Genomic DNA, 26,730 nt, shown 5'->3' with positions numbered 1-26,730 from the left:
CGTTCCGGTGGTTTTAGCGAAGGGGAAACACCCGGTCCCATCCCGAACCCGGAAGTTAAGCCCTTCAGCGCCGATGGTACTGCACGGGAGACTGTGTGGGAGAGTAGGACACCGCCGGACACATACCACATACGAGGGCCGCTCCGTTCCCGGAGCGGCCCTCGATGCATGTCCGGGACCTGGCAAAATAGAGTGATAGAAGTTCCCATCCGAAAAATCGCTGACGAGGCTGACGAGCAGGTGTGATGAGCGGGCAAGAGGACGACCGCGGTGACGGTGATCGCCGACGGCGCGATGGTCGGCAGGGTCAGGGCGGGGGAAGCGGCCGCCCGGCCGACCGCGGGGGTGCTCGCGCCACGGGCGGTGGTGGCACCGGCCAGCGTAAGTTCGGTCCCCCGCGCGGTGCGGGGAACGGCGGAGCGCCGCGCACCGGTGGTCCTCGAGGGCCTCGTACCGGCTCGGGTGGTGGCTCCGGCGCCTCCCCCTATGGTGAGCGCGGGCCCCGCCAGGGTTCCGGCGGTAAGCCGGGTGGATACGCAGGGCGCAAGGACACAGGCCGCGACCAGGCCGGTTCGCGTCCCGGTTCCGGGCGTGACGACCGTCCCGCCGGCTCCCGTGAGGGCCGCGACGATCGCGCGCAGGGCGGCGGAAAGACCTATGAGGGTGGCCGCGGCGGTTTCGGCAAGGGCCCGGGCGCCGGTGGCCCGGCTCGTACGGGCGGGGGTCGCCAGGGCGGTTACCAGAGCCCCGGGCGCGATCGTCCCGAGCGCACCGGCGGACGCGGCTTCGAGGGCCAGCGCAAGGAGCGGCCGGGCTGGAAGCGCCCGGAGGGCTCCGGCGGGCCGCCACGGGAGCGCGAGGGCGGCTACCAGCGGGGCGGTCCCGGTGTCTCCGGCGGTGGCGCCGAACGGCGGTACGGCCCGCCTCGCGATGGACGCCCGGCCGGCGGAGCCCGTGGCCCTTCCCAGGGCCGGGGCACGGGCCCCCGCGAAGGCGGTTACCAGGGTCCCCGACGTGAAGGCGGCTACCAGGGCCCGCGGCAGGACCGCGACGGGGCCCCCCGCGGCCCCCGCCAGGATCGTGACGATCGTTCCCAGGCCGGCGGCGCAGGCGAGCGCAGGTACGCCCCGCCCCGCGGGGAACGTTCCGGCGGGCCTGGGCAGGACCGCGAAGGCGGCTACCGGGCCTCGAGGCAGGACCGCGAGGGCGGCGGTCACCGGGGTGCCGGTCAGAAGCGCGAGGGTGGTTACGCAGGCCCCCGCCAGGACCGCGATGCCGGTCAGGGCCGTGAGGGTGGTTACCGGGGTCCGCGTCAGGACCGCGAGAGCGGCGGCTATCAGGGTGGCGGTCAGAAGCGCGAGGGTGGTTACGCAGGCCCCCGTCAGGACCGTGACGGCGGCGGTTACCAGGGTGCCCGCCAGGACCGCGACGCCCGTCAGGGCCGTGAGGGTGGTTACCGAGGCCCCCGTCAGGACCGCGAGAGCGGCGGTTACCAGGGTGGCGGTCAGAGTCGTGAGGGTGGTTACCGGGGTCCGCGCCAGGACCGCGAGAGCGGCGGCTATCAGGGTGGCGGTCAGGGCCGTGAGGGCGGTTACCGGGGTCCGCGTCAGGACCGTGACGGCGGCGGTTACCAGGGTGGCGGTCAGGGCCGTGACTCCGCGCCCCGGGAAGGTGCTCCCCGGCAGGACAGGGAAGGCGGCCGTTCCGGTGAACGCCGGTACGCCCCGCCGCGTGACACCCGTTCCGGAGGGCGTCCCGGCGGCTCGTACCAGGGCGGCGGTGGACCCCGGGCGGGTGGTCCGCGAGGTCCGCGCCAGGACCGCGAGACCGGCTCCGGCCGCTCTGGACGGTTCGGTGACGACCGGCCCGGTGGCCGGGGCGAGCGTGCCGGCCAGCGGCCGTCGCGCGACGACCGGCCCGGGGGCGGCCAGCGCCCGCAGGGGCGTTCGGGCGAGCCCTGGAGCCCGGCCGAGAGCCGCGAGCGCCCGCGGCCGGTCAACGATGATCCGCTGCTGCCGGACGAGGTGACCGGGGAGGAACTGGATCCCGACGCCCGGGCCGAGCTGCTGACCCTGCCCAAGGACCTGGCGACCAGGGTGGCGCGTCACCTGGTCATGGCCGGCCGCCTCGTCGACGACGATGCGCCCGCGGCCTACCGGCACGCCCGCGCGGCCCGCCGGCTCGCCTCCCGGGTCGGCGTGGTCCGCGAGGCCTGCGGCTTCGCGGCCTACCACGCCGGCGAATGGGCGGACGCGCTGGCCGAGTTGCGGGCCGCCCGCCGGCTGCCCGGGCGCGAGGGCGCGTACCTCCCGGTGATGGCCGACTGCGAGCGCGGGCTGGGCAGGCCCGAGCGCGCGCTGGATCTGGCGAAGTCGCCGGAGGCCAAGAGGCTGGCGACGGAGGAGCGGGTCGAGCTGCGCATCGTCGAGTCGGGAGCGCGCCGCGATCTCGGCCAGTACGCCGTCGCCGTCGTGACGCTCCAGATTCCCGAGCTCAAGGACCGCCGGCTGCGGCCCTGGTCGGTGCGGCTGCTGTACGCCTACGCCGACGCGCTGGTCGACGCCGGGCGCGAGGACGAGGCCCGCGACTGGTTCGCCAAGGCCGCCGCGGCCGACCGGGACGGTGACACCGACGCCGCCGAGCGCCTCGCCGACCTCGAGGGACTCGAGATCATCGACACCGAGGAAGGCGAGTCGGAGGACGACGTCCTGGCCGCCGCGGAAGCGGCCCATGCGGCAGAGGCCACCGCCGCGGAACCGGCCGAAGCCGAGGCCGGGGAGGCCGCGGAGAGATCCGGCGGAGCCGATACGGAGGAACCCACCGGATCCGATGCCAGGCGGCCGGCGGGGGAACCCGCCACAGCCGAAGCAGCGGAATCCGCCACCCAGGAATCGACCGAAGCCGAAGCCGAGGCGGCAGAGCCGTCGGGTGAGCCTGCGGAGGCGGGCGGGGACACCGGCGAAACGGACGCCGGGCCAGCGGCCGGGGAGGCCACCGGCGCATCCGGCCGGTCCGGTGCGGACGAGCCGGCGGACACCGGGGAGGCCGCGCCGCCGCGCATCGCGGAGATCGTCATCTCCGAGTCGGGCGTGCCCGGCATCGAGTTCGGCGCCGAGCGGAAGACCTCTGCGGTCACCTCGACCGACCCGGTGCCCGAGGTGTCGTTCAGCCCGCCGCCGGAGGATCCGGCCGGCGACTGAGCGGCGTCCGGCCCTCCCCAGCGGGAGGGCCGGCCCGGCCCCGGGGCGCTGCGAGCGCCTGTCCCGGTTCCCCGGCGGGGATCCCGGCGACGTTTGCTCAGGGCTCCGCTGGGGATCTGCGACGGCCGGTGTGCCGCCGGGCGGTGGGCGCGCCTTTCAGCGCTTCTCGAGTGAGTGGATGATCCCGGCGACGTTGCTCCGGACGCCGTTGAGGACCTCGTACTTCTCCGCGATGGCCGGATCGGCGTCCGGGCCGTACGCCCGGTAACGAGCGTCGGTACGGTCCCGTACCATCGCGACCGCGTGGTCGAGGTCCAGGCCCTGGTCGTGGGCCTCCCGTACGGTCTCGACCCAGAGCCGCAGCTCCTCGGCGGATCGGTCGAGGGTCTGCGCCACCTCGGTGACCGGGCCGTAGTGGGCGAACAGCAGCCGCTGCGGCTCCAGCGCCTGGAACAGGTCCAGTGACGCCAGCGCGGTGTCCAGGTCGAAGTCGGGTGGCGGGGTGGCGGGTCGTACGTCCGCGGTCTCGGGGATGTAGACGCCGGCCGCGTCCCCGACGTAGAGGTCGCCGGTGAGCGAGTCGAGCAGGCCCACGTGGTGCTTGGCGTGCCCGGGGGAGTGGTACGACCGCAGACGCCGGCCGGCCCCGAGGTCGATGACCCCGGTGTCGGCGACGGCGCGGATGCGCTCCGCCTCGGTGGGCCGCATCTCGCCGAACAGCGTGTCGAGCGCGTCGCCGTAGACCATCCGGGCGCTCCGCATCAGCCGTTCGGGGCTGGCCAGGTGCCGTGCGCCCTTCTCGTGCACGACGATCTCGGCCTGCGGGTAGGACAGGGCGATGTCGCCGACCCCGCCCGCATGGTCGAGGTGGATGTGGGTGACGACCACGGTGGCCAGGTCGGCCGCCTCCACGCCCAGCTCCGTCAGCGCCCGGCGCACGACCGGGGCCGAGCCGGACGTGCCCGGCTCCACCAGGCAGGGCCGGTCGGACAAGATCACGTATCCCGCGGTGATGCCGGGATAGCCGGCCATCCGGGTGTCGATCTCGTAGACGTCCCCGCCCAGCGGCGTGATCGTGGTCTGCGTGCTCACGGGCTCACTCCGCTCCGCCGACTCTCCTCGAGCGCGTCCACGTTACCCGCCTCTCTTGTGATCTACAACGTAAAGGGCCGTGGCCGGAGTTATCCACAGGTCCCCGGACGTCTGTCGGCACCGGGTGCGCCGGCCGCATGGTGGTGGCAGGCGGATCGAGAGGAGCAGTTCATGGATCATCTCCACGTCAACGAGGTCGGCCTGATCGGCAGGATCACCGCCGAGCCGCTCGGCAAGGCCTTACCCAGCGGCACGGAGCTGGTGCAGTGGCGGCTGCTGGTGAAACGGCCGCCGCACGAGTGGCACGGGCTCGTCACGGGCGATTCGATCCCGTGCATGTCGTTCGACCCGGGGTTCCAGGAGCTCGTGGCCGGCTGGAGACGCGGGGATCTGGTCCGGCTGCGGGGTGCGCTCCGCCGCCGGGTCTGGCGCACGCCGGAGGGCGCCATGGCCAGCCGTTACGACGTCGAGGTGAGCGACGCCGAGCTGATGGTGCCCCGGCCCGGGGCCGAGCGCGCCTCCGTCGGCCCGGGCCGGCCCTGACCAGGTGGTGTGCGCGTCCGGGGGTGCGCGCACACCACCGCCCTGGTCCGGCCCAGCCTGGTCCGGCCGGTCCGGCCGGTCCGGCCGGTCCGGCCGCTCAGGGGCCGAGCAGGCGCAGCACCAGTCCGGTGCGCGGTTTGGGGCCGAAGGAGGTTGATTTGCGGGGGACCCGCTCCCCGTCCGCGGCGACGGCCAGCACGTCCTCGACCCGCAGCGGGTTGAGGATCACCGCCGTGCCGCCGGTGCGGCGGGCCCGCTCGATGGCGGCGGCGGCGTCGTGGTGGACGACCTCCACGCTGCGGTCGTCCGCCGTCACGTCCCAGACGTTCTCGATCAACAGCAGGTCGAGGATCGCGGTGTCGAGGTGCTGCCAGCGCGCGGAGCGGTTCGCGGGCATGACCAGGGACAGCTGCCGCGGATCGGGATCGCTCAGCAGATGCAGCCGGTCCCCGCCGCCCAGCAGGAACGCAGGGCCGTCCACGGCCCTCAACGCCTCCAGGGCCGCGGGGAGGCTCTGGGCGGGCTCCGAGACCCGGCAGACGCTCCTGGCGCGTTTCACGGCCAGATCAGGGGCGAGACCGGGTAGCACCCGGTGGATGGCGCCCAGCCGGGGCGGGTAGCGGCTGGAGTCGACCAGCAGCGCGAGGCCGTGATCCCAGGGTCCGGCCCCGTCCCCGTCCGCCTGGTGGCGGGCCTGGAGCGCCCGGTAGGTGGCGTACCGGTGGTGCCCGTCGGCGATCAGCGCCTGGCGGGGCCGCAGGTCGTCGGCGATCCAGGCGTGCAGGTCCGGATCGGTGATCCGCCAGAGCCGGTGCTCGACCCCGTCGTCCGAGATCACTTCGAGCACGGGTTCGGCCTCGGCGGCCACCTCGTCGACGATCCTGCTGGTGGCGCCGCCGCCGTCGTAGACCAGGAAGATCGGCTCCAGGTTGGCCTCGGTGGCGGACATGAGCCGCAGCCGGTCCCGTACCGGGCCTGGAAAGACGTTCTCGTGCGGGAGCACGACCCGGGCCGCCTCGGGCCGCAGGCCGACCGCGCCGATCAGCCCGCGCTGCAGGGAGTGGGCGTCGCTCTCCTCGTAGACGTACAGGGCCGGCTCGGCGTCGGTCACCAGGATCCCTTCGGCCAGCCACCGGCGCAGGGTCTCACCCGCCCGCACATAGGGGGCCTCGGTGTCCTTCGCGTCCCGGGCGGGCAGGATCAGCCGGACGATGTTGTGCGCGTCACTCTCCAGCAGCCTGCTCACGGCATCATCGTCGATCAGGTCGTACGGTGGTGTGGTGACGGCAGAGAGATCACCCACGACCTCTGGTGCGAAGTGCACACCGCGGAACGGCGCCAGTTCCAGGCCCGCACCGCCGTCGTACGGCTCGCCGGCGCCGAAGACGCGTGCGCTGAACTCCTCCGGGCCGAGACCGGAGGGAAGATCGTCATCCACGTTTATCCACCCCCATGCCTGCCTCCGGCCAACCCCGTGAGGCATCGTAATCGCAGAGCGGTGGGCGCTGGGCAGCCGGTACCTGACCAAGGTCGGTGTCGCACGATAGACCGGGAGGCTTACACGATGATTGAAGGGTCGGCGGATTCGCCGGGTGAGGGAGCGTCCTCTCCGGCGCCTCGGGGCTCCGCCCAGCCGGAGGGCGGCGTCTACGAGTGGTACACGCGGGGTCTCGAGCTGCTGGGCGCGGGCAGCGCCGCCGCGGCCGTCCAGCTGCTGGAGCGGGCCGCCGGCGAGGAGCCGTCCTCATCGAGCATCCGGGAGGCGCTGGCGCGGGCGCAGTTCGGCGCACGCCGGTTCGCGGAGGCCGCCGACAGCTTCCGGCGGATCGTGCAGGACAATCCGTCCGAGGACTACGCGCTGTTCGGCCTGGGGCTGTCGCTGAGCCGGATGGGCGAGTTCGAGGCGGCCGTCGAGCACCTGGCGCTGGCGGTCGCGATGCGCCCGGACAACAAGCACTACACCAACGCCCTGCGGCATGCCCGCGCGACTCTGGAGGCCCGCCGATGAGCGTTCCCCGCGGCTGTGACCGGCCGTTGAGCGAGGCCTACGACGTCGCGCTGCTCGACCTGGACGGGGTGGTCTACGTGGGCCACCGCCCGGTGCCCCACGCGGCCGAGGCGCTGGCCAAGGCGCGGGTCGCCGGGCAGCGGCTGGCGTTCGTCACCAACAACGCCTCCCGGACGGCCTCCGCGGTGGCCGCGCTGCTGCGCGACGTCGGGGTGCCGGCCACCGCCGACGACGTGGTGACCTCGGCGCAGGCCGCCGCGAGGCTGCTGGCCGAGCGGTTCCCGGCGGGGACCCCGGTGCTCGTGGTCGGCAGCACGGCGCTGCGCCACGTCCTGAGCGCCCGGGGCCTGCGGCCGGTGTCCACGGCGGCCGAGCGCCCCGCCGCGGTGGTCCAGGGCTTCGACCCCGGCCTGTCGTACGGGCTGATCGCCGAGGGGGCCCAGGCGGTACGGAACGGCGCGTTGTTCGTCGCGTCCAACGGCGACTTCACGATCCCGGCCAGGTCCGGCCCGCCGCGCCCCGGCAACGGGGCCCTGCTGCAGGTGATCCGGGCCGCGACCGGCGTCGACCCGATCGTCACCGGCAAGCCCGAGCGCCCGCTGCACCGGGAGGCCATCCTGCGGACCGCCGCGGAGCGGCCGCTGGTGGTGGGGGACCGGCTGGACACCGACATCGAGGGCGCGCACAACGGGGAGGCCGACAGCCTGCTCGTCTTCACCGGGGTCACCGACCCGCTCGGGGCGGTCACCGCGCCGCCCGAGCACCGCCCGACCTATCTCGCCGCCGATCTCAACGGTCTGCTCGTCCCGCATCCCGAGGTGGCGCGCACCGGCGACGCCTGGGCCTGCGGCGGGTGGAGCGCCCGCTGGGACGGCGACACGATCGGTCTCACCGGCACCGGCGACCCCTACGACGGCCTGCGCGCCCTGTGCGCGGCCGCCTGGCATACGGAGCCGCCGGTACGCCGGGAGGCCGTCGAGGGCGCGCTCAGCGGCCTCGGGCTGGGATGACCCGGCACACCCCGTGATCGTGCCGTGGGCGCGCCCCTCACGCACGGTCACCGCGGGTCCTCGATCATCCACGCCTGTCGGCCCGGCCCGTGGAGCCAGGGCGGCGGGCGGTCAGAGCAGCTTGCGGAGCCGGAGCAGGTCGAAGATGCCGGCCTCGATCTTGAGCCGGCCGGTGGCCCACGCCTTCGCCACGCTGATCCGGTCCTCGGCCAGCGCGACGAGATCGTCGCTGTCCACCGTCAGGCGGACCTGCGCGGCCTTCGGATCGTCGGTCGGCGTGAACGGGTCGAGCCCGCCCTCATGGAGCCTGGTGCGAAAGGCCAGCCCGAGATCGGGCAGGTGGCAGCTGATGTTCCGCTCGACGACGTGCTCCGCGAACTTCTTCGGGTCCACCTGCGTGAGCCGTTCGGCGATGTGGTCCAGCGCCGCCCGGCATTCCTCCTCGTTCGCCATGGTGAGGTCGTTCCCCGTTCCGGTCGGCGACGATGTCGTCCCTGGACGGTAGCGTTTCCACTGAGCCGGACGCGACTTGCGGCGCGCGGTCGTGCGGCAGGGAGGCTGAAACGATGACCAGCGAGAGCGGATGGGGCCCGGTGCCGCCGTCCCCGGCGATGAGCACGGGCGGTGACCACGTCCGGCCAGCACCGCCTGCGCCGACGCCGCCCGGGCGGCCGGGAGCGCCGGCCGGCCCGCCGCCCCCGGAGCCGACCGGGGACGAGCGGGTCGACGAGGCCGTGGCGCGCCTCGCCGAGCTCGGCGGTGCGCCGGTGTCCCGGCACGTCGAGATCTTCGAGGACGTGCACCGCCGGCTGCAGGACGTGCTCGCCGCCATCGACGAGGACGCCCCGGGCCCGGCGGCCCCGGCCGGTCCGCCGGTGCCCCGGCCACCCGGGCCGGGAGGCCCGTCCCGCCCGCCGGCCGCGGGCCGGCCGGGCGGAGGCTGAGGCGACGGTGCGACGCGAGGGAGCACGACCATGATCCGCCGACGGCTCGACGCCGAGCTGGTCCGGCGGGGGCTGGCCCGGTCCCGCGACCAGGCGGCCGACCTGATCGGCGCGGGCCGGGTCAGGGTCGCCGGGCAGACCGCGGGCAAGGCCGCCACCCAGGTCGAGGCCGCCGCGGCGATCATCGTCGAGGCGGCCGACAGCGGGCCGGACTACGTCTCGCGCGGCGGGCACAAGCTCGCCGGGGCGCTGGAGGCGTTCACCGGGCTGGATCCGGCGGGGCGGCGCTGCCTGGACGCCGGCGCCTCCACCGGGGGCTTCACCGACGTGCTGCTGCGCGCCGGTGCGGGGCACGTCGTCGCGGTCGACGTCGGCTACGGCCAGATCGCCTGGTCACTGCGCACCGACGACCGGGTCACCGTGGTCGAGCGCCTCAACATCCGCGAGCTGACCCCCGAGCACGTCGCGGCGAGGCCGGGCGGTGACCCGGACGCCGCCCGGGAGGGCACGGCGCCCGGCGGCGCTGCGGGCCCCGCCGGGCCACCGGACGGCCGGCCCGGTGCGCGGGCCGCGGCCGCGGCGGACGTCGGCGCGGGCGGGCCGCCCGGTGAGCTGCCCAGCCTGGTGGTGGCGGATCTGTCGTTCATCTCCCTGAAGCTGGTCCTGGCGCCGATCCAGCGCTGTGTGACCCCGGACGCGGACTACGTGATGATGGTCAAGCCCCAGTTCGAGGTGGGCAGGGAGCGGGTCGGCGCCGGCGGGGTGGTCCGCGACCCGGGGCTGCGCGCCGCGGCCGTGCGGGACGTGGCCGATCAGGCCTGGTCGCTCGGCCTGGGCGTCCGGGGAGTGACCGCCAGCCCGCTGCCGGGGCCGTCCGGCAACGTCGAGTACTTCCTGTGGCTGCGGGCCGGCGCGCCGCCGCTGGCGGCGGCGGACCTGGACCGGGCCGTCGCGGAGGGGCCGCGATGACCCTGGACACCGGGCGTTCGGTGCTGATCCTGGTGCACACCGGCCGCCCCGGAGCCGTGCGCAGCGCGCAGCTGGTCATCGAGCGGCTCACCAAGGCGGGCGTCCGCGTGCGGGTGCTCGACGACGAGGCGGCGGACATCGGCTGCGCGGACGTCGAGGTCGTCCCCCGCATCGAGGCCGCCGCCGAGGGCACCGAGATGGTGATGGTGCTCGGCGGAGACGGCAGCCTGCTGCGCGCCGCGGAGCTGGCCCGGGTCTCCGGCACGCCGCTGCTCGGTGTCAACCTCGGTCACGTCGGCTTCCTCGCGGAGGCCGAGCGCGAGGACCTCGCGGCCACCGTCGACCGGGTGGTGACCCGCCGCTACGACGTCGAGGAGCGCATGACCATCGATGTCTCGGTGCGCCAGAACGGCAAGGTGCTCGCGGCGACGTGGGCGCTCAACGAGGCCACGGTCGAGAAGGCCGAGCGGGAGCGGATGCTCGAGGTGGTGGCCGAGATCGACGGGCGGCCGCTGTCGCGCTGGGGCTGTGACGGTGTGGTGTGCGCCACCCCGACCGGCTCCACCGCCTACGCGTTCTCCGCGGGCGGCCCGGTGGTCTGGCCCGAGGTGGAGGCCATGCTGGTGGTCCCGATCAGTGCCCATGCGCTGTTCGCGCGGCCGATGGTGGTCTCTCCCCGGTCGGTGGTGGCGATCGAGGTGCTGCAGGACACGCCGCGGGCGGTGCTGTGGTGTGATGGGCGGCGCACCGTCGATCTGCCGCCGGGTGCCCGGGTGGAGGTCCGCCGGGGTTCGGCGCCGGTCCGGTTCGCGCGGCTGCATCTGACGCCGTTCACCGACCGGCTGGTGACGAAATTCGGATTGTCGGTGATCGGTTGGCGGGGTCGTGTTCGTACACATGAGCGATAAGAGGCGAGTGGCTGTAACCTCGGAGCCGAGAGGGTGGTGACGCCGGTGCGGCCGATGGTCGAGGAGGTAAGGATCCGGGGTCTCGGGGTGATCGACGAGGCGGTGCTGGATCTGTCCCCGGGCTTCAACGTCGTGACCGGTGAGACCGGCGCGGGCAAGACCATGGTCGTGACCAGCCTCGGCCTGCTGTTCGGCGGCCGGGCTGATCCGCAGCGGGTGCGGCCGGGCGCGGAGCGCGCCTTCGTCGAGGGCCGCATCATCGTGGATCCGCGGGGCCGGGTCGGCGAGCGGGTCGAGGAGGCGGGCGGTGAGCTGGACGACGGCGCGCTGATCGTGACCCGCACCGTCTCGGCCGAGGGCCGGTCCCGGGCGCACCTGGGCGGCCGGTCGGTGCCGGTGAGCCTGCTCATCACCCTGGCCGACGATCTCGTGGCGGTGCACGGCCAGTCCGACCAGCAGCGCCTGCTGCAGGCCGGGCGGCAGCGGGCCTCGCTCGATCGTTACGCCGGCGACGTGCTGGCCAAGCCGCTGCGCGCCTACACCACCGCCTACCAGCGGCACCGGCAGGTGACCGCGTTGCTGGCGGAGCTGACCACGCGCTCGCGCGAACGCGCCCAGGAGGCCGAGCTGCTGCGCTTCGGGCTGGAGGAGATCGAGAAGATCGACCCCAAGCCGGGCGAGGACCTGGAGCTCGCGGCGGAGGGAGAGCGGCTCGGCCACGCCGACGCGCTGCGCGGCGCCGCCAGCAGCGCGCACGACGCGCTGCTCGGTGATCCCACCGCCGTGATGACGGCGGCCGCCGACGTGGTCTCCCTGCTCGGCGCCGCCCGCAACGCGCTGGAGGGCGTACGCCATCACGACGCCGCCCTCGGCGGGCTCGCGGACCGGCTGGCCGAGGCCAACTACCTGATCTCCGACGTGGGCGGTGAGCTCGCCGCGTACGCCGAGTCCGTGGAGGCCGATCCGGCCCGGCTGGCGGCCGTGCAGGAGCGGCGCGCCGAGCTGACCTCGCTCGCCCGCAAATACGGGGGCACGAGCACCGAGGGCTCGGCCATCGACGACGTGCTGGAGTGGGCGCGCACGTCGGCCGGCCGCGTCCTGGAGCTGGACGGCGACGACGAGCGCATCGCGGAGCTGCAGGCCGAGCACGACGAGCTGACCGCCCGGCTGCGGGAGCTGGCCGGCGAGCTGACCGGCCTGCGGACCGAGGCGGCCGGCCGGTTCTCCACGGCGGTCACCGAGGAGCTCACCGCGCTGGCGATGCCGCACGCCCGGATCGTCGTCTCGGTGACCCAGACCGAGGAGTTCGGGCCGCAGGGCGTCGACGAGGTCGAGCTGCGGCTGGTCTCCCATCCGGGGGCGCCGCCGCTTCCGCTGCACAAGGGGGCCTCCGGGGGAGAGCTGTCCCGCGTGATGCTCGCGATCGAGGTGGTGTTCGCGGGCGCGGACCCGGTGCCGACGTTCGTGTTCGACGAGGTGGACGCCGGTGTGGGCGGGAAGGCGGCGGTGGAGATCGGCCGCCGGCTGGCCCGGCTGGCCCGGAACGCCCAGGTGATCGTCGTCACACACCTTCCGCAGGTGGCGGCCTTCGCCGACCAGCACCTTGTCGTGGAGAAGTCCGACGACGGCACGGTGACCAGCAGCGGCGTGACCGCTCTCGACCAGGAGGGCCGGGTCCGGGAGCTGTCGCGCATGCTGGCCGGCCTGGAGGACTCCGAGCTGGGGCGGGCGCACGCGGAGGAACTGCTCGCCATCGCCCGTGAGGACAAGACCGAGGGCGGTGCGATCCGTACACCCGGTGGCGGCGGGCGCGGCCGCTGACAGATGTGACGCGGAGGGTGTGAACGGACACGCCTGATCGTTCGTCGTTACACGTGTGGCGTAATCGGCTCTGGCAGGATGGCATGTGATGAACGACCCTTCCCCGGACACCGGCCGGTCCGACCGGCGGCCGAACCTGCGCCTGTTGCGGCGCGGGCTGCTCGGGCTGGGCAGGGCCAGGGAGAGCACCGAGCCCGGGGTGAGCGCCGTGGCGCGGCTGGATCGCCGGACCAAGACCCTCACCAAGCGGCTGCGGCCCGGCGAGGTCGCGATCATCGACCATGTCGACATCGACCGGGTCAGCGCCGAGGCGCTCGTCACCTGCGGTGTCGGGGCCGTGGTCAACGTGGCGCCGAGCATCTCCGGCCGCTACCCCAACCTGGGCCCGCAGATCCTGGTCGAGGCCGGGGTCGCGCTCGTCGACGACGTCGGCCCGGAGATCTTCGCCAAGATCCGCGAGGGTGAGACCGTCCGCGTGCTGGACGAGCTGGTCTACGTGGGCGACGAGATCATGGCGAAGGGGATCGCGCAGACCGCCGAGACCGTCGAGGCGTCGATGATCGAGGCGAAGGCCGGGCTCTCGGTCCAGCTGGAGGCGTTCGCCGCCAACACGATGGAGTACCTCAAGCGCGAGCGGGATCTCCTCATCGACGGCGTCGGTGTTCCCGACATCGTCACCAAGCTGGAGGGCAGGCACGCCCTGATCGTGGTCCGCGGTTACCACTACCGCGAGGACCTGGCCACGCTCCGCCCGTACCTCCGGGAGTACCGCCCGGTGCTCATCGGCGTGGACGGCGGCTCCGACGCGCTCATCGAGGCGGGTTACAAGCCCGACATCATCGTCGGCGACATGGACTCGGTCTCCGACCAGGCGCTGGGCTGCGGCGCCGAGCTGGTGGTGCACGCCTACCGGGACGGCCGCGCGCCGGGGCTGCAGCGCGTGCACGATCTGGGCCAGGAGGCGGTCGTGTTCGCCGCCACCGGCACCAGCGAGGACGTGGCGATGCTGCTCGCCGACGACAAGGGCGCCAGCCTGATCGTCGCCGTGGGCACGCACGCCACCCTGGTGGAGTTCCTCGACAAGGGCCGGGCCGGCATGGCCAGCACCTTCCTCACGCGGCTGCGGGTGGGCAGTAAGCTCGTCGACGCCAAGGGCGTCAGCAGGCTCTACCGCAGCCGGATCTCGACCTGGTCGCTGTTGCTGCTCGTCCTGGCCACGTTCATCACGATCATTGCCGCCCTCTACGTCTCGCCGGCCAGCGACATCCTGACGCCGGTGCTGGCCGACAAGTGGCAGGCATTCCTCTTCTGGCTGACCGGACTCTTCACGTGATCGATTTTCGTTATCACCTCGTCTCCATCCTCGCGATCTTCCTGTCGCTGGCGCTCGGCCTGGTGCTGGGCGCCAACGCGCTGCAGGATCCGGTGCTGAGAACCCTGAAGGGATCGAACGCCTCGCTGCACACGGCCAACCAGAACTACCGCGACCAGATCGCCCAGGCGCAGGACCGCATGCGGGGCGAGGAGCAGTTCGCGCAGACCCTGGCCCCCCAGATCGTGGCGAACCGGCTCAAGGACGAGTCGGTGGTCTTCGTGCAGACGCCGGGCGGCGGCCAGGACATCTACGAGCAGCTGGTGCCGCTGGTGCAGAGGGCAGGCGGCACGGTCACCGGGCAGGTGACCATCCAGAACAAGTTCCTCGCCGAGGACCAGCTCGAGACGCTGGACGCCCTGTCGCGGAGCCTGCGGCCCGGTGCGACCGACGAGCCCGGCGTCACCGCCTACGACCGCGCGGGCGCGGTGCTGGCCAGCGCGCTGGTGACCGACCAGCCGGCCAAGGCGGGCCAGGGGGACGAGTCCAACGGCGCGATCCTCAGCTCCTTCAAGTCGGCGGGTTACGTGACCACCAGCGAGAACCTCCGCGGCCGTGCCACACTCGCCGTCGTGATCGCCCCCTCCAACCCGTACACGGGCAAGACCGCGGACGGCTACAACAAGGCGCTGCTCTCCCTCACCGGCGCCTTCGACGGCGCCGACCGGGGCACGGTCATGGCGGGGCGGCTCACCTCGGCGCAGGACGGCGGTCTGCTCTCGGTGCTGCGCGACTCCGGCACCGCGAGCAAGGTCTCGTCGGTCGACACCGCCGACGCCGCCTCCGGGCAGGTCGTCGTGGTCCTCGCCCTCGGCATCGAGATGGCCGGCAAGTCGGGCGCCTACGGTGTCGGCTCCGGCGTCAACGGCTATCTGCCCACCCCCGTACCCACCGTAGGGAAGGCCTGATGACCTCCGTATCGAAGGTGCTCGTCGGCGGGGCGCTCGGCGCCGTCGCGGCACGTACCGCCTACACCGCGCTGACCCGGCGCCCGCCGGCCGCGGGCGGCCTGCCCGGCGACGAGGCCTGGGGCCGCACCAACCACCGGGGCGAGCCGGTCACGCTGCTGGAGGGCCCGGCCTTCGTGGCCGGGGCCACCGTGGCCGGACTGCTCACCCCCGGCCTGACCGGCCGGCTGCGCGCCGCGGCGCTGCTGGCCGGGGCCGGCTCCGGCCTGCTCGGCGCCTACGACGACCTGGCCGGTTCGGGCTCCTCCCGGGGCTTCAAGGGGCATCTGTCCGCGCTGGCGCGCGGTGAGGTCACCAGCGGCGCGGTGAAGCTCCTCGGCATCGGCGCGGGCGGCCTCGCGGCCGCCGCGGTCGCCGGGACCGGGGCGCGCACCAAGGGCGGCGCGCTGGCCGACGTCCTGGTGAACGGGGCGATCATCGCGGGCAGCGCGAACCTCATGAACCTGTTCGACCTGCGCCCGGGGCGTGCGATCAAGGTGGGCCTGCTGGTCGGAGCGCCGCTGGCGGCCGGCTCGGGGGCGGCCGTGGTGGCCGCGCCGCTGGGCGCCGCCGCCGGGCTGCTGCCCGAGGACCTGGCCGAGCGGGCGATGCTCGGCGACGCGGGCGCCAACGGGCTGGGCGCGCTGCTGGGCCTGGCCGCCACCCGGCTCGGCCGCGGCCCCCGGCTGGCCGTGCTGGCAGGGCTGATCGGCCTCAACGCCGCCAGCGAGGTCGTCAGCTTCACCAAGGTCATCCGGGAGACGCCGGTGCTGAACTGGCTCGACATGCTGGGCCGCCGCCCCGTACCGGCTCCGGCGACGCCGAGCGCTTCCGAGCCCGAGCCGGTGCAGGTGGCCGACCCCGCGCAGTGAGGACACGCGTCACACGGCTGACCGGCGGCCTGATCCGCGGTGAGGGAGGGTCGCCGGCCCTGAAGGGGCTCGCCGGGGCGGCGGTGCTCATCGGGGTCCTGACCGTCCTGGCCCGGATCGCCGGCTTCGGCCGCACGGTGGTGTTCTCGCAGACCGTGCACAACGGCTGCGTCGGCCAGGCCTACTTCACCGCCAACCAGGTCCCGAACATCGTCTTCGAGATCGTGGCCGGTGGCGCGCTGGCCAGCATGGTGGTCCCGGTGCTCGCCGGCGGGGTGCAACGCGGCGAGCGGGACGACGTCCGCCGCACCGCGTCCGCCTTGCTCACCTGGGTGATCGTGGTCCTGCTTCCGCTGTCGGTGCTGGGCGCCGTGCTGGCCCGTCCGGTGATGGGCCTGCTGGCGCACGGGCACGACGGCATGATCGGCACGTGCGCCCAGAGCGAGGTGGTCGCGGCCGGCGCCCGCATGCTGGTGGTGTTCGCCCCGCAGATCCTGCTGTACGGCCTGGCGGTCGTGCTGTACGGCGTCCTGCAGGCCCACCGCCGGTTCACCGGGCCCGCGGTGGCGCCGCTCATCTCCAGCCTCGTCGTGATCGGCGCGTACCTGCTCTACGTCCCCTGGGGGCCGGCCGACCCGGACGACCTGGGCGGGCTGCCGCGGACCGCGGAGCTGGTCCTGTCCGTCGGCACCACCCTGGGGGTGGCGGCCCTGGTGGCGACCGTGCTGGTGGCGGCCCGTCCGCTGCGGCTGGGGTTGCGGCTCACGCTGAGCTTCCCTCCGGGCGTCGCCTCCCGGGTGCGCCGGCTGGCGCTCGCCGGGCTGGCCACGGTCGTGGCCCAGCAGATCGCCACCATCGGCGTGGTCGTCCTGACCAACGGCGACATGACCACGGGCGCGCTGGTGGACTACAACTTCGCGTGGGCGGTGTTCCTGCTGCCCTGGGCGATCCTGGCGGTGCCTATCGCCACCAGCGCCTTCCCCGTGCTGTCCGGGCGGGCCGCCGAGGGCGACCTGGCGTCCTTCGACCGGGTCACGGCCTCGACCACCCGGGCGGTCGTGCTCGCCTCGTGCGCCGGGGCGGCCGTGCTGTGCGCGGTGGCGCTGCCCGCCGCGCACTTCCTCGACGGCCATCCGCCCGCCGGGCACGTGCTCGACGGCCACCCGGCCGCCGACCCGCTGGTGCTGGCGCGCGCGATCCTGGCCTTCGCCCCCGGGCTCGTCGGCTACGGGCTGGTGGCGCATCTGGGCCGGGTGCTGTTCGCCGGCGGCCGGGGCCGTGCCTCGGCCGGGGCGACGGTCGCCGGGTGGCTCGCCGTGCTGGCCGCCGACCTCGTGCTGGTGCAGGCCGTGCCGCGGGACTGGCGGGTCGCCGCGCTCGGGCTGGGCAACACGCTCGGCATGACCCTGGCGGGCGCGCTGCTGCTGGCGGCGCTGCTGCGCAGCCGGGGCCGCGGGTCCGCGCGCGGGCTGGCCCGGGCGGCCGTGGCCGGGCTCGCCGGGGCCCTCGGCGGCGGCCTCGCGGGCTACGGCGTCGCGCACGCCTTCGGCCCGGGCGGCCGGTTCGCCGACGTGGGCACGGCGGTGCTGGCCGCGGCGGTCGCGGCCGGCGTGTTCGTGGTGATCGTCTATCTCATCGACGGCGGCGATCTGCGTGCCGTCCTCAGCCGGAAGGCCGTACGCGATGCCGGAGCAGGACACGATGCCGGAGCGGGACAGGATGCCTGAGGGGGACGCGATGCCCGGGCGGGATCCCGCGGCGGGGCTGCGGGTCGCCCTGGTCGTGGGCACCAGCGCCGGGGGAGTGGGCCGGCACGTCCACTCCGTGGCCGCCGGGCTGACCGCCCGCGGAGCCCACGTGGTGGTGCTGGGCCCGCCGGAGACCGAGGAGCTGTTCGGGTTCACCGCGGCGGGAGCCCGCTTCGCGCCGGTTCAGATCTCCGACCGGCCCCGGCCGGCCCGGGACGCCCGTACGGTGGCGCGGCTGCGCAGGCTGCTGCGCGGTCCGGGTGGCGCGGACGTCGTGCACGCCCACGGGCTGCGCGCCGGCGGGCTCGTGGTGGCCGCGCTGGCCCGGGTGGTCCCCGGGCCGCTGCGGCTGTCCGCCGGCGGCCCGCCGGTGGTGGTGACCCTGCACAACGCCGTGCTCGCGGGCGGGATGACGGCCGTCGCCTACGGTGCGCTGGAACGGCTCGTCGCCCGTGGCGCGGCGGCCGTGCTGGGGGTCTCCCCGGACCTGGAGGAGCGGATGCGCAGCCTCGGCGCGCGTGAGGTGGGCCGGGCGCTGGTCCCCGCCCCGCCGCCGGCCCGGTCACCGGACCCGGCCGACCGCGACCGGCTGCGCGCCGAACTCGGGGCCGGCGACCGGCCGCTGATCCTCACCGTGGGCCGGCTCGCCCACCAGAAGGGGCTGCCGGTGCTGCTCGACGCGGCGGGCGGCTGGGCGGGCATGACGCCGCGGCCGCTGGTCGCCGTCGTCGGTGACGGCCCCCTCGAGGACGAGCTGCGGGAGCGCATCGAGGCCGAGGGCCTGCCGGCCCGGCTGCTGGGCCGCCGCTCCGACGTCCCCGCGCTGCTGGCCGCCGCCGACGTGGTCGTGGTGCCCAGCGTGTGGGAGGGGCAGCCGCTGTTCGTGCAGGAGACCCTGCGCGCCGGGCGTCCCCTGGTCGCCACCCGGGTCGGCGGGATCCCGGACCTGGTGGGGGACGCCGCGCTGCTCGTACCGGCGGGTGACGCCGGCGCGCTGCGGGACGCGGTGGCAGAGGTCCTCGGCGACTCGGCGCTGGCCGTACGGCTCGGCGCCGCGGCGGCGCAGCGGGCCACCGGCCTGCCCGGCGAGGACGCGGCCGTAGGGCAGCTCGCCGGGCTCTACCGGGATCTGGTGATCCGCTGACGGCGCGGACCGCAGGCCTTACGGTGAGGGACCCGGCACCGGCCGCGCGCTCCCGATCACCGATGTCCGCGTCGGTATAGTCGAGGAGCGGGAAGGCCCGAACATCCCTGCAGGTGGTGATTTGTGGACGTTTCCCTGTGGGGCTGGGCGCTGACCCTGGCGGTTCTGCTCGCCCTGATCCTGCTCGACCTGGTCATCGTCGACCGAGGCGGCCCCAGGGTCTTCACCCTGCGGCAGGCGGGCGCCTGGGTGACCTTCTACGTCGTGCTGGCGATCGCCTTCGGCATGGGCCTGCTGGTGCTGGCGGGCGGGGACCACGCCGGGCAGTTCATGGCCGGTTACCTCACCGAGTACAGCCTGAGCATCGACAACCTGTTCATCTTCTACGTGATCATGGCGCGGTTCGCCGTGCCCCGCAGCAGCCAGCACAAGGTGCTGCTCGTCGGCATCGTGATCGCGCTGATCCTCCGCGGCTTCTTCATCGCGGTCGGGGCCGCCGCGATCGCACGGTTCGAATGGATCTTCTTCATCTTCGGCGCGTTCCTGATCTGGACGGCGGCCGGGCTGGTGCGCCGCAGGCGCGACGACCAGGAGTTCAAGGAGAACCCGCTGCTGCGCTGGGTCCGCCGGGTGCTGCCCGCCACGGAGGACTACGACGGCTCGCGGATGGTGACCCGCCAGGACGGCAGGCGGCTGCTCACCCCGCTGTTCATCGTCATGGTGGCGATCGGCAGCACGGATCTGCTCTTCGCGCTGGACTCCATCCCGGCGATCTTCGGCCTCACCAAGGAGCCCTACCTCGTCTTCACCTCCAACGCGTTCGCGCTGATGGGCCTGCGCCAGCTGTACTTCCTGCTGGGCGGCCTGGTGGAGCGGCTGGTCTACCTGCGCGCGGGCCTGGCCTTCATCCTCGGCTTCATCGGGCTCAAGCTGATCGCCGAGGCGTTGCACACCTACCACGTCCCGTGGGCTCCCGAGGTCCCCATCTGGCTGTCGCTGGCCGTGATCGGCGTCGCCATGGCGGTGACCACGGCGGCCAGTCTGATCAAGGCCGGCAAGGACCCGTCCGCGGTGCGTTCGGCCGGGCTGAACCCTTCCGGCGCACCCGCCGGACCAGATGTGGCCGAAGCTACCGACCGGTGAGTAGAGTCACTTTCAAGGAAAGCTGAATGTGGTTCTAGAATCGGTTTCAGTAGGTGTAGCAGCGGCGGGGGCGGGCCCCGTCAAGGGGACGGGTACGGAGAGGTGTCACATGGCCATCGGGCTGACCGAAGAGCACGAGGCGCTCGCGGAGTCGGTGCGCGGCTTCGCCGAGCGCGGGATCACGACCAAGGTCGTACGGGAGGCCCTGGAGGCGGGCGAGGAGACCAGGCCGCCGTTCTGGGCGGGGCTGGCCGAGCAGGGCCTGCTGGGGCTGCATCTGGCCGAGGAGCACGGCGGCCAGGGCTTCGGGTTGCTCGAGCTGACCGTCGCGCTGGAGGAGCTGGGCCGGATCGCGGCTCCGGGCCCGTACCTGCCGACGGTGCTGGCGAGCGCGGCGGTGAGCGCCTCGAAGAACGCCAAGGCCCACGCGGAGCTGCTGCCCGCCCTCGCCGACGGCGGCCGTACGGCCGCGGTCTCGCTGGTGGCCGGGCTCACCGGGCGGCGTGACGGCGACGCACTGGTGATCAGCGGCTCGGTGCAGCCGGTCCTCGGCGCGGCGCTCGCCGACGTCATCGTGCTGCCCGTGGGCACCGACGCGGGCGAGGAGTGGGTCGCGGTCGACGCCGCCGAGCTGACGATCACTCCGCTGCCGAGCCTGGACAAGGTCCGCCGGGTGGCCAAGGTCGAGGCCGCCGACGTCGTGGTCCCCGCCGACCGGGTGCTGGACGGCCTCGAGGGACCGCGCGTCCTCGACCTCGCCGCCGTGCTGCTGGGCGCGGAGGCCGTGGGCTCGGCGTCCTGGTGCGTGACGACCGCCTCCGAGTACGCCAAGGTCCGTGAGCAGTTCGGCCGGCCGATCGGCCAGTTCCAGGGCGTCAAGCACAAGGCGGCCCGCATGCTCATCGTGCTGGAGCAGGCGCGCGCCGCGGTCTGGGACGCCGCCCGCGCCCTCGACGACTCCGCCGCCGAAGCGGGCTTCGCCGCCGGGGTCGCGGCGGTGATCGCACCCGACGCGGGCGTCCAGACCGCCCGCGACTGCATCCAGATCCTCGGCGGCATCGGCTTCACCTGGGAGCACGACGCGCACCTGTACCTGCGCCGCTCGCTGACGCTGCGCGCGCTGCTCGGCCCGGCCAAGGAGTGGGCGGCCACGGTCGCCACGCTGGCCCTGGAAGGCGGCCGCCGCCCGATCGAGCTCGAGCTGGACGCCGACACGCTCCCCGTCCGGGAGCGGATCCGCGCCGAGGTCGCCGAGCTCGCCACGATCAAGGACAAGGGCGAGCTCGCCGTCAAGATGGGCGACGAGGGCTGGACCGTCCCGCACTTCCCGGTCCCGTGGGGCCGGGGCGCCGGCCCGGTCGAGCAGATCCTCATCCAGCAGGAGCTCAAGGCGGCCAAGGTCAAGGCCCCCAACCTCGTCATCGGGGCCTGGCTGGTGCCGTCGCTGGTGGCCTACGGCTCCGAGGAGCAGAAGGAGCGCTTCCTGCGGCCGACGCTGCGCGGCCAGCTCGTCTGGTGCCAGCTGTTCAGCGAGCCCGGCGCCGGCTCCGACCTGGCCTCGCTGTCGATGAAGGCCGAGCGGGTCGAGGGCGGCTGGAAGCTCACCGGGCAGAAGATCTGGACCTCGGTGGCCCAGTTCGCGCAGTGGGGTTTCTGCATCGCCCGTACCGACACGACCAGGTCCAAGCACGACGGCATCACCTACTTCCTGGTGGACATGAAGTCCGAGGGCGTGGACGTGCGGCCGCTCAAGGAGCTCACCGGCGAGGCCATCTTCAACGAGGTCTTCCTCGACGGGGTGTTCGTCCCGGACGACTGCGTCGTCGGGGAGGTCAACAAGGGCTGGCAGGTCGCCCGCAACACGCTCAGCAACGAGCGGGTGTCGCTGTCGACCGGCGGCGGCATGGGCATGGGCGTGCCCGAGCTGCTGGACTTCTACAAGGGCCGGGACCTGGACCCGATCGGCCTCGCCGAGGTGGGCCGGCTGGTGGCCCAGGGGCAGTCGATCGACCTGCTCGGGCTGCGGATCACCCTCAAGCAGCTGTCCGGGTTCAACCCGGGTGCCGAGGCCAGCGTCCGCAAGCTGCTCGGGGTGCAGTTCAACCAGGACGTCGCCGACCACTGCTGGGCCGCCCAGGGCACCGGCGCCACGGTCGAGGAGCCGGGGGCGCCCACCGGTCAGGTGGCCCGGGCCATGCTCTTCAGCCGGGCCATGACGATCTACGGTGGCACCACCGAGGTGCAGCTCAACATCATCGGTGAGCGGCTGCTGGGACTGCCCCGCGACCCCGAGCCCGGCAAGTAACGACGACGACGCCCGTGCCGGGCCGCCCGTCCGCGGGGGCCCGGCACGGTTCACGGCACCGCCCGGGGCGGCACGGATACACTTCCCATCCGGTCGGCCTGGCCGGTCCGTGACCCGTCGTACCCCTCCGGAGGATCTTGTGAACGAACGCTCGAGGGCGACCGCGCTGATGATCGCGGCCACCGCCGCGGCACTCGCCCTGTCCGCCTGCGGCGGGGGGAAGGACGGCGCCGCGCAGGGCGGGCCGAGCCAGGGCGAGACGCAGGGCCAGAGCGCCTCCGACGGCTCTCCCGCGACCGGCGGGGCGGCGCCCAAGGCCGTCGGCGGCCCGCTGCCCAAGGTCGTTCCGCAGCAGGTCAAGGGCCTGGTCGGGACGTGGACCAACACCGCGAAGGGCTCGGTGGGCGACGCCTTCGAGTTCAAGGCCGACGGCACCGGGAGCTGGAAGGGCCGGGGCCGGATCCTGTGGACCGGCCAGGTGATCCCGGCGGGCAAGGACCAGTACCGCCTGTCCTGGCAGGGCAAGGACCCGAACACCCCCTCGTTCTGGTCGGTCAAGCTCACCGACAACGGACGGAAGCTGCTGTTCCAGGGCAACCAGCAGACCTACAGCAAGACCAAGTCCGGTACCACCTGAGCTCCCGGGAGCACGCATGACGGCCTTCTTCGCCTCGCCCGCCGACGCCGGGGAGCGGCTCGCCGCGGTCGACTACCTCGCCGACCCGGCGACCGCGACGACGGTCTACCTCGCCGGCGTGCTCGGCAAGCCGTTGCTGGTGGAGGGGCCCGCCGGGGTCGGCAAGACCGAGCTGGCCAAGGCGGTGGCCGCGGCCGCCGGGGCCGAGCTGGTCCGCCTGCAGTGCTACGAGGGGCTGGACGAGGCCCGCGCGCTGTACGAGTGGAACTACAAGAAGCAGCTGCTGCGGATCCAGGCCGCCGGCACCGACCAGGCCTGGGAGGCGACGCACGACGACATCTTCACCGAGGAGTTCCTGCTGGAGCGGCCCCTGCTGGCCGCGATCCGGCGGCCCGGGCGCACCGTGCTGCTCATCGACGAGACCGACAAGGCCGACGTCGAGGTGGAGGGCCTGCTGCTGGAGGTGCTCTCGGACTACCAGGTCACCATCCCCGAGCTCGGCACGGTCGCGGCGGCCCGCAAGCCGTTCGTGGTGCTCACCTCCAACGCCGCCCGGGAGCTGTCGGAGGCCCTCAAGCGCCGCTGCCTCTATCTCCACCTGGACTATCCCGAACCCGAGCGGGAACGTGACATCGTGCTCGCCCAGGTGCCCGGGATCGAGGCCGACCTGGCCGAGCAGCTCGTCCGCACGGTGGGCACGCTGCGGGCACTGGAGATCAAGAAGGCGCCGTCGATAGCCGAGACCATCGACTGGGCCCGCACGCTGCTCGCGCTCGGCCTCAACGAGCTCGACGAGACAGCCGTGGCGCAGACCCTCGGGGTCGTCCTCAAGCACGTCTCCGACCAGCAGCGCGCCGTCCGGGAACTCGGGCTGCCCGGCTGATGTCCCTCCTCGACCGGCACACCGGCTTCGTCGCCGCCCTGCGCACGGCCGGGCTGCCGGTCTCGCTCGCCGAGGGGCTGGACGCCGTGCGCGCCCTGCAGGTCATCGACCTGGTGGACCGCGAGACCCTGCGCGGCGCCTACGCCGCCACGCTGGTCAAGCGGCCGGCGCACCGGGCCGCCTTCGACACGCTGTTCGACCTGTGGTTCCCGAGCGCCCTCGGTGACGGGGCGGCGGCGGGGGAGGGCCCGCCCGAGGCCGCGGCGCCGGACCGGCCCGCCGTGCCCCCCGCGCTCGATCCCGAGGTGCAGGCGCTGCGGCGGGACCTCGCCGCGCTGCTGCTGGACGGTGACGACACCGAGCTCGTCCAGTTCGCCCGCATGGCGGTGCGCAGGTTCGGGCGGGCGCCCGGCCAGCAGTCCTGGTTCTCCTCCGGCGTGCTGCGCGCCATGTCCGCCGACACGCTGATGGCGGGCCTGCTGAACGCCGTCCTGGCGGGCAAGGAGCGGGGCGGGCTGGCCGAGCGCGTGGCCCGGCGGCGGTTCCGCGACCGGATCACCCGTTTCGAGCAGCTTGTCGGCATGGAGGTGCGCCGCCGCATCGCGGAGGACACCGGCGTGGAGCGCACCGCCCGGCTGTCGGTCCGGCCGCCGCTGGAACGGCTCGACTTCAACCGCGCCACCCGCGCGGAGCTCGCCGCGCTGCGCCGGGAGGTCTACCCCCTCGCCCGGCGGCTCGCGACCCGGCTGACCGCCAAGCACCGGCACGGCCGCCGGGGCCGGCTGGACTTCCGCCGTACGGTGCGCGCCTCGCTGTCGACCGGGGGCGTGCCGATGGTCACCCACCACCGGCCCCGCCGCCCGCACAAGCCCGAGCTGGTCGTCCTGTGCGACGCCAGCGACTCGGTCACCTCGTTCGCGCACTTCACGCTGCTGCTGACCTACGCCCTGCGCGAGCAGTTCACCAAGGTACGGGCGTTCGCCTTCATCGACACCACGGACGAGATCACCCGGTTCTTCGAGCCGGGGGCGGACGTCGTGGACGCGATGACCAGGCTCGCCCAGGAGGCCGACCTGGTCTGGATCACCGGGCGCAGCAACTACGGCCACGCCATCGAGGTCTTCGCCGAGCGCTACGCCGAGGCGATCGGCCCCCGGACGTCGCTGCTGATCCTGGGCGACGCGCGCTCCAACTACGGCGACCTGGCGCTGCCCACGCTGCGCCGGCTCGTCGCCGGCGCCCGGCACGCCTACTGGCTCAATCCGGAGCCGCGCCGCGACTGGGACACCGGCGATTCGGCCGCCTCGGCCTACGACGAGGTGGTGCCGATGTTCGAGTGCCGCAACATCACCCAGCTGCTGGAGTTCATCGAGGAGATCGCCTGACCCTGGCCCTGCCCCGGCCGGACGCTGCCGCCACCGGCCCGGTCAGGCGGAGGTGCCGGCCAGCACGCTGTCGAGCAGGGCGAGGACGACCTGCTTGACCGACGCCCGGTCGCGCGCGTCGCACAGCACGAGCGGGACGCGGGCTGGCACGCCGAGTGCCTCGCGGACCTCCTCCAGCGCGAACAGGTCCGACCCGGCGAAGTGGTTGACGCCGATGGCGAACGGGATGCCCGCCTCCTCGAAGAAGTCGAGGGCGGGAAAGGCCTGGTCGATCCGCCGGGTGTCCAGCAGGATCACCGATCCGATCGCGCCGTCGATGAGGTCGTCCCACAGGAAGGCGAAGCGCTCCTGCCCCGGAGTGCCGAACAGGTAGAGGACGATGCCCCCGTCCAGGGTGATCCGGCCGAAGTCGAAGGCGACGGTGGTGGTCGTCTTGCCCTCCACGCCCGACGTGTCGTCCACCCCCGCCGAGGCCTCGGTCATCGCCGCCTCGGTGGTGAGGGGCTCGATCTCGGAGATCGCGCCGACGAACGTCGTCTTCCCGACCCCGAACCCGCCAGAGACGATGATCTTCGCGGAGACGGCCCGCGCGGGCGCGGCGGAGGGGCTCTCAGAGCGCACGAACACCCTCACGGATCCTTTCCAGCAGGGACCTCGACGGGTGGTCGTCGAAGCCCAGGTGGTCCTGGACGGTCAGCAGCCGCTCGGCGATGAGGTCCGCGATGACCACCCGGGCCACCCCGATCGGGACGCCCAGGCTGCTGGCCACCTCGGCGACCGAGAGCGGCCGCTGGCAGATCTCCACGATGTGGCGGCGTTCGAACCCCAGCGGCGCCGACAGCGCCGCGGGCGTGGCCGTGACGAGCGTCTCCACCCGGAGCCGGTCGTCGGCAGGCCGGGTGCGCCCGCCCGTGACGATGAACGGCCGGACGATGTGCTCGGTCTCCAGCCCCGGCTCCTCGCCGGAGTCGCCGGAGTCGCCGGAGCCGGCGGGCGGCGGGACCGGCACGGACGCCGGTGTGGGCGTCTGGAACACCACCTGGTGCCGCACCTCGATCATCCGCCGGTCGGGCGGCGGGGGGCCGGTGTCGCCGCGCCAGTCGAGACCGCTCATCGCAGGATCTCGTTCTTCAGCTCGGCCACGATCTGCGGGGTGAGCAGCGCGCCGAACCGGTCACAGAGCACCGCGATCTCGTGGCCGACCAGGCCGAGGTCGCACTGGGTGGTCGCCACCACGCCGAGGCAGCTGCCGTCGGAGATCGCCGACACGAGCAGGAAGCCCCGGCGCATCTCGATCATCACCAGTTTCAGGCCGTCGAAGTCGTACTGGCGGGACGCGCCGCGGGCCAGGCTCACCACCCCGGAGACGATCGCCGCCAGGCGCTCGGCGCCCGCCCGGTCGAGGCCGTCCGACAGCGCCATGAGCAACCCGTCCGACGAGACGGCCACGGCGTCGCTCACCCCGTCGGTGTCCCGCACGAACTTGCCGAGCAGCCAGTTGAAACTCTGGGTCTCCGATACGGCCTGGGTCATCGTCGTCGTTCCTTCCTCTTCACTGAGGCTCGCCGGTGGTGCCCTGCCCGGCGCGCTGGACGCCGGACCGGAAGGCGTTGAGCATGGTCCGCACCTCGTCCGGGGAGCGTTCCGGCTCCGCGGGGGGCGGGGCCGGCGCGGGCGGCCGGGCGGGCCGCCGGAGCGCGCCCTCCCGGGGCTGCCGCTTGACCAGCCCGTTGCGCGTCGTCGCCGGGCCGCCCGGTGCCGGGCCCGGACCGCCCGGAGCGGAGCCCGGGCCGGCGGCC

General features: G+C 73.9%; 24 protein-coding genes, 1 rRNA gene and 1 pseudogene. 19 read left to right on the top strand and 7 right to left on the bottom strand.

Going from position 1 to position 26,730, the window contains the following annotated elements; all coding sequences use genetic code 11:
• Positions 1-3: 3 nt before the first annotated feature.
• A 5S ribosomal RNA gene (gene rrf, locus ACRYCC_RS43850) occupies positions 4-120 on the top strand.
• A gap of 1,904 nt (positions 121-2,024) precedes the next feature.
• Positions 2,025-3,200 (top strand): tetratricopeptide repeat protein, encoded by a 1,176-nt coding sequence (locus tag ACRYCC_RS43845; protein WP_433820195.1) that lies wholly within the window; start codon positions 2,025-2,027, stop codon positions 3,198-3,200.
• A gap of 156 nt (positions 3,201-3,356) precedes the next feature.
• Here the strand turns inward: ACRYCC_RS43845 and ACRYCC_RS43840 are convergent, their stop codons facing one another.
• A complete protein-coding gene (locus tag ACRYCC_RS43840) occupies positions 3,357-4,232 on the bottom strand; it encodes an MBL fold metallo-hydrolase (RefSeq protein WP_433820198.1) in 876 nt (291 codons plus the stop codon).
• A 231-nt stretch (positions 4,233-4,463) separates the two neighbouring features.
• On the opposite strand from ACRYCC_RS43840, the gene ACRYCC_RS43835 reads away from it, so the two are divergent.
• On the top strand, positions 4,464-4,835 hold the full coding sequence (locus ACRYCC_RS43835) for a single-stranded DNA-binding protein (RefSeq protein WP_433820193.1): 372 nt from the start codon (positions 4,464-4,466) through the stop codon (positions 4,833-4,835).
• A 97-nt stretch (positions 4,836-4,932) separates the two neighbouring features.
• Here the strand turns inward: ACRYCC_RS43835 and ACRYCC_RS43830 are convergent, their stop codons facing one another.
• Complete coding sequence (locus tag ACRYCC_RS43830) at positions 4,933-6,273, bottom strand: DUF1015 family protein (RefSeq protein ID WP_433820191.1); 1,341 nt, start codon at positions 6,271-6,273, stop codon at positions 4,933-4,935.
• A 126-nt stretch (positions 6,274-6,399) separates the two neighbouring features.
• On the opposite strand from ACRYCC_RS43830, the gene ACRYCC_RS43825 reads away from it, so the two are divergent.
• A complete protein-coding gene (locus ACRYCC_RS43825; RefSeq protein WP_433820189.1) occupies positions 6,400-6,843 on the top strand; it encodes a tetratricopeptide repeat protein in 444 nt (147 codons plus the stop codon).
• Positions 6,840-7,853, top strand: a complete 1,014-nt coding sequence (locus ACRYCC_RS43820) for an HAD-IIA family hydrolase (RefSeq protein ID WP_433820187.1) — start codon at positions 6,840-6,842, stop codon at positions 7,851-7,853. The genes ACRYCC_RS43825 and ACRYCC_RS43820 overlap by 4 nt, the downstream gene beginning before the upstream one ends.
• Before the next feature lie 111 nt (positions 7,854-7,964).
• Here the strand turns inward: ACRYCC_RS43820 and ACRYCC_RS43815 are convergent, their stop codons facing one another.
• Positions 7,965-8,306, bottom strand: coding sequence for an SCP2 sterol-binding domain-containing protein (locus tag ACRYCC_RS43815; protein ID WP_433820186.1), 342 nt, complete (start codon positions 8,304-8,306; stop codon positions 7,965-7,967).
• A 113-nt stretch (positions 8,307-8,419) separates the two neighbouring features.
• Between ACRYCC_RS43815 and ACRYCC_RS43810 the strand changes: the two genes are divergently transcribed.
• From ACRYCC_RS43810 to ACRYCC_RS43745, 14 genes are all read left to right on the top strand, one after another.
• Positions 8,420-8,797, top strand: coding sequence for a hypothetical protein (locus tag ACRYCC_RS43810; RefSeq protein ID WP_433820184.1), 378 nt, complete (start codon positions 8,420-8,422; stop codon positions 8,795-8,797).
• A gap of 30 nt (positions 8,798-8,827) precedes the next feature.
• Positions 8,828-9,766: a TlyA family RNA methyltransferase gene (locus ACRYCC_RS43805; RefSeq protein ID WP_433820182.1), complete on the top strand. Its 939-nt coding sequence runs from the start codon at positions 8,828-8,830 to the stop codon at positions 9,764-9,766.
• On the top strand, positions 9,763-10,674 hold the full coding sequence (locus ACRYCC_RS43800; protein ID WP_433820180.1) for an NAD kinase: 912 nt from the start codon (positions 9,763-9,765) through the stop codon (positions 10,672-10,674). Before ACRYCC_RS43805 ends, ACRYCC_RS43800 begins: the two co-directional genes overlap by 4 nt.
• Before the next feature lie 54 nt (positions 10,675-10,728).
• A complete protein-coding gene (gene recN / locus ACRYCC_RS43795; RefSeq protein ID WP_433820197.1) occupies positions 10,729-12,495 on the top strand; it encodes a DNA repair protein RecN in 1,767 nt (588 codons plus the stop codon).
• A gap of 88 nt (positions 12,496-12,583) precedes the next feature.
• The gene (gene steA / locus ACRYCC_RS43790) at positions 12,584-13,828 is read left to right on the top strand and encodes a putative cytokinetic ring protein SteA (protein WP_433820179.1); all 1,245 of its coding nucleotides are present in this window, start codon (positions 12,584-12,586) and stop codon (positions 13,826-13,828) included.
• Positions 13,825-14,775 (top strand): copper transporter, encoded by a 951-nt coding sequence (locus ACRYCC_RS43785; protein ID WP_433820177.1) that lies wholly within the window; start codon positions 13,825-13,827, stop codon positions 14,773-14,775. Before steA ends, ACRYCC_RS43785 begins: the two co-directional genes overlap by 4 nt.
• Positions 14,775-15,686 (top strand): hypothetical protein, encoded by a 912-nt coding sequence (locus ACRYCC_RS43780; RefSeq protein WP_433820176.1) that lies wholly within the window; start codon positions 14,775-14,777, stop codon positions 15,684-15,686. The genes ACRYCC_RS43785 and ACRYCC_RS43780 overlap by 1 nt, the downstream gene beginning before the upstream one ends.
• Complete coding sequence (gene murJ / locus ACRYCC_RS43775) at positions 15,683-17,413, top strand: murein biosynthesis integral membrane protein MurJ (RefSeq protein WP_433820175.1); 1,731 nt, start codon at positions 15,683-15,685, stop codon at positions 17,411-17,413. The genes ACRYCC_RS43780 and murJ overlap by 4 nt, the downstream gene beginning before the upstream one ends.
• Positions 17,406-18,578 (top strand): glycosyltransferase, encoded by a 1,173-nt coding sequence (locus ACRYCC_RS43770; protein ID WP_433820173.1) that lies wholly within the window; start codon positions 17,406-17,408, stop codon positions 18,576-18,578. The genes murJ and ACRYCC_RS43770 overlap by 8 nt, the downstream gene beginning before the upstream one ends.
• A 123-nt stretch (positions 18,579-18,701) precedes the next feature.
• Positions 18,702-19,721, top strand: a complete 1,020-nt coding sequence (locus tag ACRYCC_RS43765) for a TerC family protein (RefSeq protein ID WP_433820171.1) — start codon at positions 18,702-18,704, stop codon at positions 19,719-19,721.
• 109 nt (positions 19,722-19,830) lie between these two features.
• Positions 19,831-22,026, top strand: coding sequence for an acyl-CoA dehydrogenase family protein (locus ACRYCC_RS43760; protein WP_433820170.1), 2,196 nt, complete (start codon positions 19,831-19,833; stop codon positions 22,024-22,026).
• 139 nt (positions 22,027-22,165) lie between these two features.
• Positions 22,166-22,663: a hypothetical protein gene (locus ACRYCC_RS43755; protein ID WP_433820168.1), complete on the top strand. Its 498-nt coding sequence runs from the start codon at positions 22,166-22,168 to the stop codon at positions 22,661-22,663.
• Positions 22,664-22,679: 16 nt separating this feature from the next.
• Positions 22,680-23,546 carry an AAA family ATPase gene (locus ACRYCC_RS43750; RefSeq protein ID WP_433820167.1) on the top strand — a complete coding sequence of 289 codons (867 nt, stop codon included), beginning with the start codon at positions 22,680-22,682 and terminating at the stop codon, positions 23,544-23,546.
• Positions 23,546-24,931, top strand: a complete 1,386-nt coding sequence (locus tag ACRYCC_RS43745; RefSeq protein WP_433820165.1) for a vWA domain-containing protein — start codon at positions 23,546-23,548, stop codon at positions 24,929-24,931. The genes ACRYCC_RS43750 and ACRYCC_RS43745 overlap by 1 nt, the downstream gene beginning before the upstream one ends.
• A gap of 42 nt (positions 24,932-24,973) precedes the next feature.
• On the opposite strand, the gene ACRYCC_RS43740 is transcribed toward ACRYCC_RS43745, so the two are convergent.
• The 4 genes and pseudogenes from ACRYCC_RS43740 to ACRYCC_RS43725 form a co-directional block, all read right to left on the bottom strand.
• Positions 24,974-25,558: a GTP-binding protein gene (locus ACRYCC_RS43740; RefSeq protein ID WP_433820163.1), complete on the bottom strand. Its 585-nt coding sequence runs from the start codon at positions 25,556-25,558 to the stop codon at positions 24,974-24,976.
• A complete protein-coding gene (locus ACRYCC_RS43735; protein WP_433820162.1) occupies positions 25,542-26,045 on the bottom strand; it encodes a DUF742 domain-containing protein in 504 nt (167 codons plus the stop codon). The genes ACRYCC_RS43740 and ACRYCC_RS43735 overlap by 17 nt, the downstream gene beginning before the upstream one ends.
• Positions 26,042-26,464: a roadblock/LC7 domain-containing protein gene (locus tag ACRYCC_RS43730; RefSeq protein ID WP_433820160.1), complete on the bottom strand. Its 423-nt coding sequence runs from the start codon at positions 26,462-26,464 to the stop codon at positions 26,042-26,044. Before ACRYCC_RS43730 ends, ACRYCC_RS43735 begins: the two co-directional genes overlap by 4 nt.
• 19 nt (positions 26,465-26,483) lie before the next feature.
• Positions 26,484-26,730, bottom strand: a pseudogene (locus tag ACRYCC_RS43725) (hypothetical protein); the annotation flags it as partial.

Source organism: Actinomadura scrupuli, from assembly GCF_050971785.1.
In the GTDB taxonomy this organism is placed as follows: domain Bacteria; phylum Actinomycetota; class Actinomycetes; order Streptosporangiales; family Streptosporangiaceae; genus Actinomadura_E; species Actinomadura_E scrupuli.
Note: the sequence above shows the minus strand (reverse complement) of the source record. Positions and strands in the feature narration are given on the sequence as shown.